The organism is Mucilaginibacter aquaedulcis (genome assembly GCF_030409325.1).
Lineage (GTDB): Bacteria > Bacteroidota > Bacteroidia > Sphingobacteriales > Sphingobacteriaceae > Mucilaginibacter > Mucilaginibacter aquaedulcis.
On the sequence record NZ_JAUFPR010000002.1, the window covers coordinates 208,819 to 222,599 of the forward strand.

The window sequence follows — 13,781 nt, forward strand, 5'->3', positions numbered from 1 at the left end:
CTCGTTTTATGTAAAATAGTATATAAGGGCAGCTGCTTTCTTTTTCTTCGTGGTGTATTCCAATAATTAGTTGATAAAAAAAGTTATGAATAAACACTTTCACCACGGACATGAGCATGCACACGATGCTAATAATGACGGTATTGACCGGAGAGGTTTTTTAGAATGTATGGCCTGGGCAGGCACAGGCGTGTTTTGGATGATGACCGGAGGTGTCTTAAAATCATACGGTTTAAGCCATATGATTGACAGAGCTACCGGCGGCCTCAAACAAGGCCTTGTTATTCCAAAATCTGATTTCAGCTTTGTACAGATCAGTGATAGCCATATCGGTTTTAATAAAGCTGCTAATCCGGATGTGTTAGGCACACTGCAAGCTACTATAGACAAGATCAATAATATGCCGTCGGCGCCTTCATTTGTACTGCATACCGGGGATCTCTCACACCTCGCACAGGCAGATGAATTTGACGCACTTGAGCAATCATTAAAAAGCGTAAAAACCGAAAAGATATTTTATGTTCCGGGTGAACATGATGTAACAGATAACGGCAAGCTTTACCTTGAACGCTTTGGTAAAGGTACCATAGGCGACGGATGGTACAGTTTTGACTCAAACGGCGTGCATTTTATTGGCTTGGTAAATGTTACGAACCATGTTGATGGTGGCTTGGGGTATTTAGGTCCAGAACAGATCAAATGGCTTGAAAATGACTTAAAACCACTCTCATCAAGTACACCTATCGTTGTGTTCGCGCACATCCCTATGTGGGCCATTTATCCACAATGGGGTTGGGGTACCGAAGATAGTGCACAGGCTTTAATGCTGCTGAAACGTTTTGGATCTGTATCGGTACTAAACGGACATATTCACCAAACTATCCAAAAGGTAGAAGGAAATATCACCTTCCATACAGCAAATTCAACAGCTTTTCCGCAACCTGCACCTGGCGCTGCACCATCTCCGGGGCCAATGAAAGTACCTGCCGAGAAGCTTCGTACAATGCTTGGCCTAACAAGTGTAAACTACCAGGAGCATGATCACACGCTTGCTGTTACCGATATACCATTAATAAAAGCTGAATAAATAAACAGATAAAGATGCTGTTGAACCTGGTTAGTTCAACGCCTTAGTAAGAGGGGTGGGGCCGCCTTAACCGGCGGCTCCTTATTTTACCCGATTGAAAAATTTAATATGAAAACAATAGCAATAATAACACTGCTTGTGCTAACAAGCGTTGCGGCCATGGCACAATATAAGCCCGCCGATAAAAAATCAACAGTAGAGTTTAAGGTAGGGAATTTTGGTTTTGATGTAAAAGGATCTTTTACAGGCATACAGGGACTCATCAACTTTGATTCAAAAACTCCGGAAAATGGCAATATGGATATAACCATTGATGCCAACACTGTAAATACCGACAATGCTTTGAGAGATAAACATTTAAAGGACGAGGGGTATTTTGATGTTAAAAACTATCCAAACATTCATTTTCAGTCGGACAAGGTTACTGCCGAGGGAGGTAAGAATGGTACTTACGTGGTTACCGGAAAACTTACTATCAAAGGCAAATCAAAAGATGTTTCTATCCCTTTTACCGCGGTACAAAATAATGATGAGTTTCTTTTTAAAGGCTCTTTTAAAATAAACAGGAAGGATTTTGGAATAGGTGGTACAAGCACCATTTCAAACGAGTTGGAGATATCATTAAATGTTTACGCGGTTAAAGCCTGACTGTTAGCTAAACGCGATTTTGTATTACACTATTTGATTAATTTAATATTAACTGTTTTGAAGATCAACAAAAAATTAGGTGTTGTTGTATGTATTTTAACTACAGTAACCCTTGGTGTTGCGGCCACATCTCCAAAGTCAGCTGTTACGCATTACACAAATTTAAAAGTACTACCCAAGGATATTTCTTCTAAGAATCTTCAACAAATTATGGTTGATGATTTTCAGGATGGATTGGGGGTTACCTGTAGTTTTTGTCATGCCAACGCTAAAGATGGCCATGGTCTTGATTTTGCCAGTGATGCTAAACCCGAAAAGGAAATTTCAAGAGCCATGATGCGTATGACCATGGGCATCAATAAAAAGTATTTTAAGTTGAAACATCCATTAATAGGCAGTGAAGCTCTTACGGTTACCTGTAACACCTGCCATAAAGGAGAAGCTTTTCCTGATGGAGCAGAGGGACAGAAATAATTGTATTTTTATATAAAAAAACTCCAATCAATTTGAAAAAAGGTTCAATCATATATCATTTTTTGTTTTGGCTGTTTGCGTATATATTCTGGGTATTTATTTTCAGAAATGGCACGCTGGTACTTACCCATGCCATTACTATTCAGTTTTGCTATTTGCTTTTTATAGCAGCCAACTACTACTTTAATACATTATACAACATTCCTCAGGTACTTAACCAAAAGCAATATTTAAAATTCGGAGGCCTGTTTATTGTGGCCATAGCAATAACAGCTTTGATAAGGGTACCTGTTTCAATGCTGGTTACCCTTTATGTTTTTAAAGTTGCAGGTGCACACTTTGATTATCTGAACATATTTTATAATTCATTCGTCAATATTCTGTTTTGGGTGGGTTTAATATTGGCGGGTAAAATGGTTGGCGAAAAGATCCGTTCAGAAATTTACATTGAAAAAATTGAAAAAGAAAAGGCAGCCAACGAACTTAATTTTTTAAGGGCGCAGTTTAACCCGCATTTCTTATTTAATTCCATAAATTCTATTTACGGACATATTGATAAATCAAATAAGCCAGCCCGTGAAATGCTGCTTAGTTTTTCTGAATTGCTTCGCTATCAGTTGTACGAATGCAATGTAGAACAAATTGAATTAGACAGGGAGCTTAATTACATAAAGAATTATATAGACCTTCAAAAAAGCCGGATAGATGAACGTATCCAGGTTTCATTTTGTGATGCTCAAATAGGAGGAAATTTAAAAATTGCGCCATTGCTTCTTATCACCTTTATTGAAAATGCTTTTAAATATGTGGGCTTTAATGAAGGTAAGGACAACTATATTAAAATTTGCTTAACTCACCAGGAAAGCCAGCTTATTTTTAAAGTGATAAACACTAAAGATGGCTGCATCAGTATGGGTGAAAAATCCTCAGGTCTGGGTATAGCCAATGCCAAAAGACTATTGGAACTTTTATATCCGAATAAGCATCTGTTACAGATGAATGATCAGGAAGATATTTATGAGGTTACTTTAACATTAGATGATGTATGAAATTAAAATGCCTGATCATAGATGATGAACCTATTGCCCGCAAATTATTGCAGGAATATATTGAGGAAACTGATTTCCTGGAATTAGTGGGAATCGCCGTAAATCCATTAAAGGCAGCGGGGTTAATTAGCAGTATAGATGTTGATTTAATTTTTCTGGATATCAACATGCCCAAAATGAGTGGTTTGGAATTTTTAAGATCGGCACCTAATTTACCCATGGTAATTATGACTACGGCCTATGGCCAATACGCTCTTGACGGGTTTGAGCTGGCCGTGATCGATTATCTTGTAAAACCATTCTCATTGGATAGGTTTTTAAAAGCTTGCTTAAAGGCTTATGAGCTTAAGTCATTGAAGGAAAGCAAGTCAGTGATTCAAAAATCAGACGATGGGCATTGTTTTGTTAAGTGCGAGGGGAAAATTGAAAAGGTAATTTACGACGAATTGATCTACATAGAAGCGATGGCAAATTATGTGATCCTTCATACCGTTAATGATAAAATGGTGGTTTACCTAACCATTAAGGGTATACTTGAAAAGCTTCCGTCTGACCAGTTTGTGCAGGTGCACAAAAGTCACATTGTAAATATTGAAAAGATAAATACCATAGAGGGAAATATGTTACATCTCGGTAACACCAAGATCACCATGGGTTTAAGTTATACAGAAGGTGTGATGGGTAAGGTTTTAAAAAATAAACTTATTAAAAGACAGTAACTTCTAAAATCAAGAATTTAAGCTGTGGTGTTTGTTGGTTTAAATTTTAAATTTTGAATTTAATTATGGCTAATACAAACAACAATTACCTTTCAACGCTTAATTGAAAGGTAATTGTTTATTAACTTTCAATTAAGCGTTTACCGTGTTACGGTAACTTTCAAAAATGTTGCAGATATAGTTGTTGAATCAGGAACGGTGCTTTGGTTTTGATTGCTAAATAGAACTTCTAATTCCTGTTGTAATTCATCAGCTTTGCCATTTTTTTCAGCGGCCTCAAATGCATTCATAGTGGGCCCATAATATTGTCTGAATTCATTCACAAATTCTTTGGGCGAGTGGGCTACATCGAAAGTAAACGATGCCTTTTCAAACTGGATATTTTCTTTTGCAATACCGGCACCTTCAAAACGCTCAATAACATTTTCCTGCACACCCCAAAGCATCGGGCTAACAAAGCCCTCAGGCGGAGGTGGTGTATAGGCCGAACTGATTTTTAATATTTGAGCAACTAAAGTAGGGTCGCCAGGAATCCAGTTGCCCATCACTATTCTTCCGCCATGCCGCGTTACCCTTACCATTTCCTTAGCCACATCAAATGGCCTTGGTGCAAACATTGCACCAAATATGGTAACAACAAGATCAAATGATTCGTCCTTAATGCCTGAAAGGTCACTTGCATCGCCCTCTTGAAAAACGCAGTTGGTCAAGCCTTCTGCTTTTGCTCTGATGTTTCCAGCCTCAACCAAGTTGGTCGCAATATCAACACCTAAAACCTGTGCCCCAAGCCGGGCAGCAGGTATTGCCGTTGTGCCATCTCCACAACCTAAATCAAGTACGTGATAATCATTTTTTATTCCTAATGTACTTATCAGTTTTTCACCGCTTTCGCGCATTGCAGAGGCTATCTTGGTGAAGTCGCCCTTTTCCCATAATAATTTATTTGGATTCATATGTTATAAATTTTAAAAGTAATCTCCGAGCGATAGTTTTTTAATACACTAAAGAGTTCGGAAGGGGGGAGTGGATTTGTTACAGTATTCTGCGACCAGTTAGGGGTAAAATTATTGTATAAAATAAATGAAAAACCAATTAAAGATTTAATTGGTTATAATTTGTGTTAAAGTGTGCAAGACATCAACTTTAATGAAATACTTTTATTTAAAAGTGAAATTCACCAAATTGTTTATCGACTTTTTAAGTTAAATTTACTTAGCTAATCAATTGAATATGATCACAATCACCGTTAACGGGCAGCGTCATGATATCAATGGCGACCCGAATATGCCACTTCTATGGGCAATAAGAGACATTATTGGTCTCACCGGCACAAAGTACGGATGCGGAGCTGCACAATGCGGCGCTTGTACTGTTCATTTGAATGGTGAAGCGGTACGTTCATGTATAACCAAAATTAGCCGTGCCGACGGACAACATGTTGTTACCATAGAAGGCTTATCGGCTAATAATGACCACCCTTTACAACAGGCCTGGAACGAGGTAAATGTTCCGCAATGCGGTTATTGCCAGTCAGGTCAGTTAATGTCGGCCGCGGTATTGCTTCGTGAAAACCCTAATCCTACAGATCAGGATATTGATGATGCCATGTCGGGAAATATTTGTCGGTGCGGCACTTATCAACGCATTCGTGCTGCAATTCATAAAGCTGCGGATATGCAACGGGAGGGAGCCAAAATATGAGAAAACTGATTGTGATCACTGGCATCCTTTTCATTGGTGGGCTTATCACGGTAGCATTTAGAACTGAACCAGCAAAGCCGGCAAGTTATCCCATTCTGGCTAAAGATAGCATTGGTTCTGTTAAGGCGTTTATGTCTGTTTATAAAGTATTAATGAGCTCGCGATGTATGAATTGTCACCCCGCTGGCGAATCTCCATTACAAGGCGACGATAACCATATTCATACTATGAATGTAAAGCGTGGAGTAGACGGGAAGGGGCTTTACGCTGCACGTTGCAGTAACTGTCACCAGGCCGAAAATACCACGGGGCTTCATATGCCTCCCGGAAACCCCAAATGGGGCTTGCCACCATCAAATATGCGAATGGTATTTCAAGGTCGCACACCACGACAGTTAGCATTACAACTGCTTGACCCAAAACAAAATGGTGGAAGAACGAAAGCACAGCTGATTGATCATATGGCTAAGGATGATCTGGTGGGCTGGGCATGGCATCCCGGCGATGGCCGTACGTTGCCACCTATGAGCAGGCCTGCTTTTGCAGCGCAAGTACGTTTATGGATAGCAAAAGGTGCATTTGCACCTTCGGCAAAAGCAAAATAAATGCATTTAATTGAAATACAGTAGCCACTATGGAAACTAACGCAATATCAAGAAGAAATTTTCTCCGCGTATCTGGCCTTGCCGGAACAGCACTTTGCTTAGGCTTTTATTTTCCTGCAAATGCCCAAAAGGAGCAATTAATATCAACTACAGATCAAGCAGGCTTTGACTTTAACGCCTGGATGCGCATTGATACAGATGGAAAGGTAACCTTAACCGACCACCGGGCCGAAATGGGCCAGGGCTCTTTTCAGTCGGTACCGCAAATCATTGCCGAAGAATTAGAAGTAGACCTGAAAGATATCACTGTAGTCTTTGCACAAGGTAATCCTACAAAATTCGGAAGCCAGATTACCGGTGGAAGTTCTACTATAAGAGGTTCATATAAAAATTTGTTAAAATTGAGCGCTACCGCCAGGGAGATGCTGATCACCGCTGCGGCAAATCAATGGAACGTTCCGGCAGGTGAATGTTATGCAGAATCAGGCCATGTTATTCATAAGTCATCCGGGAAAAAACTGAACTATGGAGACCTGGTATCGGCAGCATCAAAGCTCTCGCCTCCAACGGAAGTTAAACTCAAAGAAACTTCTCAGTATAAACTAATCCGCAAACCACTTCAAAGGCTTGATACGCCAATGAAAACCAACGGCGAGGCTATTTTTGGTTTGGATAAAAAGGTACCCGGGATGCTATACGCGGCGGTAGAAAGAAATCCGAGATTACGGGGAAAACTCAAAAGTTTTGATGATACCGCTGCTCTGAAAGTTCCAGGTGTTAAAAAGGTATTTAAGGTGCAGATGTTTGTTTTCAATACCACACGAGATGGTATCGTAGTTGTAGCAGATTCAACATGGGCTGCCATGCAGGGCAGAAAAGCCTTACGTGTTGAATGGGATGACAGCGGTTTTGAACATGTGAATACCGGCGAGATCTTTAAAGCCCACGAACAATTACTTAAGCATGAGGAAGGCCTTTCTTTTAAAAAACAAGGCGACCCCGACGGAATTTTAACCAAATCGGCCAAAAAAATTGATGTGATATACCAAACTCCTTATCAAGCACATACCGCTATGGAGCCATTGAACTGCGTAGCACATTATCAAAAAGATAAAATAGAGGTATGGGGGCCTATACAAGCACCGGATTGGGTTCAAGGTGATATTAGTGATAAATTCAAGATACCTAAAGAAAATGTGATAGTTAATATGACATTTTTAGGTGGTGGTTTTGGCCGAAAAGCTTTTTTGGATTATACGCATGAAGCGGTTGCCATTTCAAGGGAAATAGGCGGCCCGGTTCAGGTGGTTTGGACAAGGGAAGACGACGTAAAGCAAGGCCCTTATCGTGCTGGGATCTCCTATAGAGGGCAAGGTGCTCTTGACAACGGGGAGATAAGTGCATTGAAGTTTAAAATGGCAGGACAAAATATTGATCATTGGAGTAATACCAAAAGAGGAAAAGCCAACGATAGTACTACCGAAGGCTTTTTAAAACCATATTTTGACAGTGTTAAAAATATAAGTTTTGCAGACGTGCCTTATGAAATGCCGTTACCCAATATGTGGTGGCGTTCTGTTTATGCTTCAACCAATGGTTTTGCCTATGAAAGCTTTATTAATGAAATGGCCGTTTTAGCAGGACAGGATCAGCTTGAGTTCAGAAGAAAATATTTAAAAGATGAACGCTGCCAGCGCCTGATTGATAGGATGGAAGAGGTATCAGGCTGGAAATCAAAGAAAAAAAACGAAGGGTTTGGTGTAGCAATAACTGAATGTTTTGAAACCACCGTTGGGCAGATAGTCAAAGTATCAAGGCATGCCGATGGCAAAGTGAAAATTGATAAAGTTTGGGCCGTTATGGATTGTGGATGGTATGTTAATCCTGATATTATCAAGGCACAGGTTGAAGGATCGGTTGTTATGGCTTTAGGGGCAGCTACCATTCATGAGATCACTTTTAAAAATGGTTTGGTAGAACAAAGTAATTTTTATGACTACCTGATGCCGCGAATGAGCGATGTTCCTGATGTTGAAGTGCATATTATGGAAAACACGGCAGATGCCGGTGGTGTAGGTGAACCTGGCCTTCCGCCTTTTGCACCTGCACTTACAGACGCCATATTTGATTTAACCGGTAAAAGGATCAGGAAATTACCATTTAATTTAAACGCTGTATAATTCATTGGCTTGGCGGCTGTTTGAAAAGTGTGTTTCAATAGCTGCTCTATAAAAAGTATGAAGGAAATTATTGACATCGTATCGGCTTATACAAAGGCTGTAAGTGAACAAAAAAAAACCGCGTTAGCCACCGTTGTATTGGTAGAGGGATCTGCCTATCGTAAAGCCGGTGCACGGATGCTGATCACTGAGGATGGGCAATTGACCGGTGCCATTAGCGGTGGATGCTTAGAAGGTGATGCCTTGCGCAAGGCAAGAATGGCCATTTTACAACAGGAGCCTTTATTAATTACTTACGATACGATGGACGATGACGACGCCAAACTTGGCGTTGGTTTGGGCTGTAACGGCATCATACACATATTAATTGAGCCTATAAAAGACGATCAGATTAACCCGATAACATTACTGAAGGCAGTAATAGCTTCAAGGGGATATTCTGTTTTAGTTACTGTATTTTCTCTTACAGATCGTAAAGCACCTCAGCCAGGATCATGTTTGTGTCTTGCTGATGGCAGAACTCTCTGGAATGGCCTCGAAACGTTACCTTATAAAAATGAATTACTGGAAGACGCAAAGAATGTATTATACAATCAGCATTCAGCTATTACAACTTACCAGGGTTATACCGCATTTGTTGAGTGTGTAAAACCACTGGTCTCGCTGGTTATAGTTGGTGCCGGTAATGACGCTGTTCCATTAACCAGCATGGCTGCTGTATTAGGTTGGTATACGACCATTGTAGATGGACGGCCAAATTATGCTTCAATTGAACGTTTTCCGTTAGTCAAAAATGTACATATAGCTAAACCCGAAGATATTTTAGATAAACTGGAAATAAATGAGTGGACAGCTTTTGTACTAATGACCCATAATTATAATTATGAGATGGCCTTTCTGAAAGAGCTTTTGCCCGTAAACCCAAAGTACATAGGCATTTTAGGCCCCAAAAAGAAATTGGAGCGCATGTTGACTGAATTAGAGATGAACGGCACCACAATAACCGAAAAGAATTTGGAAACCATTCATGGCCCTATAGGTTTGGATATTGGTTCTGAAACAGCTGAGGAGATAGCTCTTTCTATCATTGCTGAGATAAAAGCAGTATTCTCTGAAAGGAACGGCAGGTCTTTGAAATATAAAACAACTTACATCCACAGTACATAAATGACGGGCCTGATTATTCTTGCGGCAGGTGAATCCAGCAGGTTGGGACAACCAAAACAAAACCTCCTATATAATGGAAAAACATTACTGCAGAATGCAATTGAAGCAGGACAGAAATCCGAATGTGAAGAGGTAATTGTAGTGCTTGGCGCAAACTCACACAAAATAACTCCGGTAACGGGAGCAACCATTCTGCACAATGCTGACTGGAAAGAAGGCATGGCATCATCAATAAGAATGGCTATAACTGAGATTAATAAGAGTTCATTAGTTGATAAAGCAATTATTATGCTATGTGATCAACCATTTGTAAGCCCAGAATTGTTAAATACAATGATATATAAACAAGTTGAAACTGGTAAATTTATTGCAGCCTGTACATACAATAACACCATAGGTGTCCCCGCATTATTTCATCGCAAGCTTTTTACCAAATTGTTGCAACTCCAGGGACGTGATGGGGCAAAAAGAATCTTGAAAGATCACCCGAATGATATTGTTAAGATTCAATTTAACAACGGAGCTATCGATATTGATACCCTTGCCGATTATGAACAACTGCTTAACCTGAAGGCTAATTAGCATTTGAATTTTATCCTCCTGCTTATATTATCCTCCAAAAAATGTTTAATGTAAACTAATAGATCATTATCTAAAATATATTTGCGGGATAATCGTCAGCAATTATATGTACGGAATCTTATTAGCTCTACACTCTCTCACCCGGTGGTTGGTATTAATCAGCCTGTTTTTTGCCATATTTCGCAGTTATCGTGGTTGGTTATTAAACAAACCCTATTCAAGGTTTGATAATGTGGTAAGGCATACCACGGCTACAGTGGCACATATTCAATTGATATTCGGTATTTGGCTCTACTTCATCAGTCCAATAGTGTCTTATTTCTTACATAACTTCAATAAGGCGGTTCATGAACGGGCCATCAGGTTTTTTGGAATGGAACATATCACCATGATGCTCATTGGGATAACCATTATAACTATTGGCTCGGCCAAAGCCAGGAGAAAAACAACTGACAGTGAAAAATTTAAAACAATGGCAATCTGGTTTACCCTTGCTTTGCTGATCATTTTAAGTTCGATACCCTGGTCTTTTTCGCCATTGATCAGCCGCCCGAATTTCAGGCCTTTTTAATATGAACCAAAAAGTTGCCGAATAAAATAGCACATACACAAGCTGCAATTTGCAAGACGAGTTAATCATCATTGATAGCCATGCCAATCAATAATATTCTTATTTTATTATTTTTGAAAAATGCTTAGTATACAGTTAAAAGAACAAACTAAAGAAAATCATCAAATTCTGGAAAAGAAGCTGATACAAAAAATGCGTGCTATGCGCAACAAACAAAATTACTTAGATCTTTTGACGATATTTTACAGCTATTTTGGCGGCCTGGAAAAATTGATCAATAATCATTTGATCATCAGTAAGGTTCCTGATTATGCCACCCGTCGAAAAGCTGATCAGCTAACGGATGATATCGCGTCACTTGGAGGTCAATTGCCAGCCGTGGCAGCCACGCAATTCTTGCCCAAAATCACCAACCATGAAGAAGCACTTGGGGCCCTGTATGTGATGGAAGGCTCAACATTAGGCGGCAAGATCATTAGTCAAATGATCAGCAAACAATTGGGTCTTGATGAAGCTTTATCTTTTTTTAAAAGCTACGGTGAAAATACAATCATGATGTGGGAACGTTTTCAGCTGGTTCTTAATCAATCAGAAAACTTTCCCGGCTTAGCAATCATCTCTTCGGCTAATGATACATTTGGTAAATTCAGTGAATGGTTTGATCTTAATGCTTAAACGAAAGATAAAAGATAGCACCTTTTCCTGGCTCACTTTCTGCCCAAACTTTTCCATGGTGTTTTTCAACTATACGTTTAACTATAGCCAGCCCAACACCTGTACCTTCAATATCGCCAACATTTGATAAGCGGTTAAATAAATTGAAGATATTTGGCATCTCAGCCTCCGGTATTCCCAATCCGTTATCTGAAATTTGATACGTAATGGTCTTTTCTTCTACTTTACCAGCTATGCTAACCTCAGATTTGGAAGCCTTTTGCGAATATTTAACCGCATTACCTATCACGTTTGCAAAAGCCTGCATGAGCATCAGCGGATCGCCCGATAAATCAGGCATTTCTCCAAATGTTACATGCATATTTTCGGGATAAAGAGGCTCAAGGTCTTTAACAATATCACGAATCATGCTATTCGCCTTTATAGGACGAAAGTTGATTTCTAAGCGTCCGATACGTGAATACTCCAACACTTCATTGATCATGAAGTTCATTTTATCTGCCCGATCAACAATTTTACCAACCATTTCCCTTTCCCGTTCGCCAAAGGCTTTGGCTCGCTGAATTATTTGGCCATAACTTTTAATAGATGAGATCGGATTTTTCAGATCATGGGAAATTGTGTAACTAAATGAGTCCAATTCCTCGTACGCAATACGGAGCCTTTCATTAAGTAATCTCAAAGCTCCGGCTTTTAAATTGATGGCGTAATTGATCTCTTCTTTTAACCTCGTTGCAGAAGCTATTTCTTCCTGGCGCCAGCTATCTGAAACACCTTTTACATTTTGCGACCAAACCTCAAAAGAATGCCGGGGTGAGATATGTGTCATGCCTCTTTCGTCAAATTCAATTGGTTTATTCGGGTTCCCGGCCCAGTTAATCGTTTGTATATGTTCGGGCTTAAACCATATAATATACTCTTCCAGTTCTTTAGAAAGCTCAACTACAAGTACTCCACTGGCTATTTCTGCATAAGCAGCACCTTCCGGTAAAATATCCGATAAACAAGTAGTTATATAAAATTGCTCTTTGATATGTTTTTTAATTACATCGACTAACTCTTTAACCTGATCTTTATTGGGAGTTATACCCAATAGGGTGATCTTCTTTTCGTAGATGAGTGCTGTCCCTGTAGCGTTGGTCAGATCAAGCAGGGTGTTTTTTTCATTTGTAAGTGCATGATCAATATATTCATTATGCTGCAAGTACTTAGCAATATGGTCCAGGTTGGCTTTGAAAGCCTCTGCAAGTAGTTGATTTTCTTCGTCCTGTCGAAATTCAAGTGCTGATGAAAGGATTTGTCCGATCAGTTTTGCCGATTCCCGCGATTTAAAATCAATGAAACGAGGTGTATAGCTATGACAAGCCACCAGTCCCCATAGTTCACCTTTATACATTAAGGAGATACTGAAACTGGACGCAACACCCATATTCTTAAGATACTGAATATGAATTGGCGACACCGCCCTCAATTGCGACCATGTAAGATCCAAGGGAGAAGTGTTATTTGCAGACGTAAGAATCCTTGAGGGCAAACTATGAACATCTGCGATGAGTCTGGTCAGATTTAATTTATAAAGCTCACGTGCCTGTTTAGGGATATCAGATGCAGGATAGTGTAAACCCAGCCAGCTCTCCAGCGATTCGTTTTTTGCCTCTGCAATTACTTCGCCATGGCCATCTTCTGCAAACCGATATATCATAACCCGATCGTAATGGATGATATTCTTTACCTGGTTGGCGGTGTTATTAAGCAGGTTTTGAAGGTTTTTATCGGCAAGCATTTCTGAAACCGATCTGCCGATCATTTTTTGAACATCTGTATCTACTGTGGAGCGATCCGGTTCAAACTCCAAAATTTCATAATCATTGCTTTTAGATAGGATCAAATTAAATTTTTGGCCAGAAATAGTGACCTGGTACGGATTGATCTGCTCATAGCCACTAAGTCTGCCCAATTGCAATAATTGTTTTAATATGTTTTGATGAACATTTTGCAGAAATGGTTCAATGGCCGTAACCGGCTTGCCAAGCAGTTCATGTGTTTCTATTGGTATAAATGAACCTATATTTTCGCTGAAAAAAGTTATGTGTTCAGTTTGATCAATAACAACAATAAAGCCATGGGATTGAATTTGACCAGGAATATGTATCGGTTCACGGTCGCAATTAGTAAGGTCTACAGTAAATGACATCATAATCAGATAAGAGGATTGGCTAATATAGTCTTATCTGATTAGTTTGCTAAATTTTATTTAATAATTAAAAATATAAATCAGAAAGATTGTGTTTGGTGGGATTTTATATTACGATAGGTTATAAAA

The 13,781-nt window shown here is 39.5% G+C and carries 14 protein-coding genes; 12 read left to right on the forward strand and 2 right to left on the reverse strand.

Annotated elements, in window-relative coordinates:
• Positions 1 to 85: 85 nt before the first annotated feature.
• The 5 genes from QWZ01_RS05460 (at position 86) to QWZ01_RS05480 (ending at position 3,977) form a co-directional block, all read left to right on the forward strand.
• A complete protein-coding gene (locus QWZ01_RS05460; protein WP_290322260.1) occupies positions 86 to 1,087 on the forward strand; it encodes a metallophosphoesterase family protein in 1,002 nt (333 codons plus the stop codon).
• Between the two features lie 108 nt (positions 1,088 to 1,195).
• A complete protein-coding gene (locus QWZ01_RS05465; RefSeq protein ID WP_290322261.1) occupies positions 1,196 to 1,735 on the forward strand; it encodes a YceI family protein in 540 nt (179 codons plus the stop codon).
• Between the two features lie 57 nt (positions 1,736 to 1,792).
• Positions 1,793 to 2,209, forward strand: a complete 417-nt coding sequence (locus QWZ01_RS05470; RefSeq protein ID WP_290322262.1) for a c-type cytochrome — start codon at positions 1,793 to 1,795, stop codon at positions 2,207 to 2,209.
• A gap of 32 nt (positions 2,210 to 2,241) precedes the next feature.
• Positions 2,242 to 3,258, forward strand: a complete 1,017-nt coding sequence (locus QWZ01_RS05475) for a sensor histidine kinase (RefSeq protein ID WP_290322264.1) — start codon at positions 2,242 to 2,244, stop codon at positions 3,256 to 3,258.
• Complete coding sequence (locus tag QWZ01_RS05480) at positions 3,255 to 3,977, forward strand: LytR/AlgR family response regulator transcription factor (protein ID WP_290322265.1); 723 nt, start codon at positions 3,255 to 3,257, stop codon at positions 3,975 to 3,977. Before QWZ01_RS05475 ends, QWZ01_RS05480 begins: the two co-directional genes overlap by 4 nt.
• Before the next feature lie 140 nt (positions 3,978 to 4,117).
• Here the strand turns inward: QWZ01_RS05480 and QWZ01_RS05485 are convergent, their stop codons facing one another.
• Positions 4,118 to 4,930: a class I SAM-dependent methyltransferase gene (locus tag QWZ01_RS05485; RefSeq protein WP_290322267.1), complete on the reverse strand. Its 813-nt coding sequence runs from the start codon at positions 4,928 to 4,930 to the stop codon at positions 4,118 to 4,120.
• A gap of 277 nt (positions 4,931 to 5,207) precedes the next feature.
• Here QWZ01_RS05485 and QWZ01_RS05490 point away from each other — a divergent pair, with 277 nt between their 5' ends.
• From QWZ01_RS05490 to QWZ01_RS05520, 7 genes are all read left to right on the forward strand, one after another.
• Entirely contained in the window at positions 5,208 to 5,678 is a 471-nt protein-coding gene (locus QWZ01_RS05490; protein WP_290322268.1) for a (2Fe-2S)-binding protein, read from the forward strand.
• Positions 5,675 to 6,283, forward strand: a complete 609-nt coding sequence (locus tag QWZ01_RS05495) for a c-type cytochrome (protein WP_290322269.1) — start codon at positions 5,675 to 5,677, stop codon at positions 6,281 to 6,283. The genes QWZ01_RS05490 and QWZ01_RS05495 overlap by 4 nt, the downstream gene beginning before the upstream one ends.
• A gap of 29 nt (positions 6,284 to 6,312) precedes the next feature.
• Positions 6,313 to 8,463, forward strand: a complete 2,151-nt coding sequence (locus tag QWZ01_RS05500; protein WP_290322270.1) for a xanthine dehydrogenase family protein molybdopterin-binding subunit — start codon at positions 6,313 to 6,315, stop codon at positions 8,461 to 8,463.
• Positions 8,464 to 8,520: 57 nt separating this feature from the next.
• On the forward strand, positions 8,521 to 9,630 hold the full coding sequence (locus QWZ01_RS05505) for an XdhC family protein (RefSeq protein ID WP_290322271.1): 1,110 nt from the start codon (positions 8,521 to 8,523) through the stop codon (positions 9,628 to 9,630).
• Entirely contained in the window at positions 9,631 to 10,212 is a 582-nt protein-coding gene (locus tag QWZ01_RS05510) for a nucleotidyltransferase family protein (RefSeq protein ID WP_290322272.1), read from the forward strand.
• 106 nt (positions 10,213 to 10,318) lie between these two features.
• Positions 10,319 to 10,783 (forward strand): hypothetical protein, encoded by a 465-nt coding sequence (locus QWZ01_RS05515; RefSeq protein WP_290322273.1) that lies wholly within the window; start codon positions 10,319 to 10,321, stop codon positions 10,781 to 10,783.
• Positions 10,784 to 10,903: 120 nt separating this feature from the next.
• Positions 10,904 to 11,458: a biliverdin-producing heme oxygenase gene (locus QWZ01_RS05520; RefSeq protein ID WP_290322275.1), complete on the forward strand. Its 555-nt coding sequence runs from the start codon at positions 10,904 to 10,906 to the stop codon at positions 11,456 to 11,458.
• Here the strand turns inward: QWZ01_RS05520 and QWZ01_RS05525 are convergent.
• Complete coding sequence (locus QWZ01_RS05525) at positions 11,448 to 13,655, reverse strand: ATP-binding protein (protein ID WP_290322277.1); 2,208 nt, start codon at positions 13,653 to 13,655, stop codon at positions 11,448 to 11,450. The genes QWZ01_RS05520 and QWZ01_RS05525 overlap by 11 nt on opposite strands.
• Positions 13,656 to 13,781 lie beyond the last annotated feature (126 nt).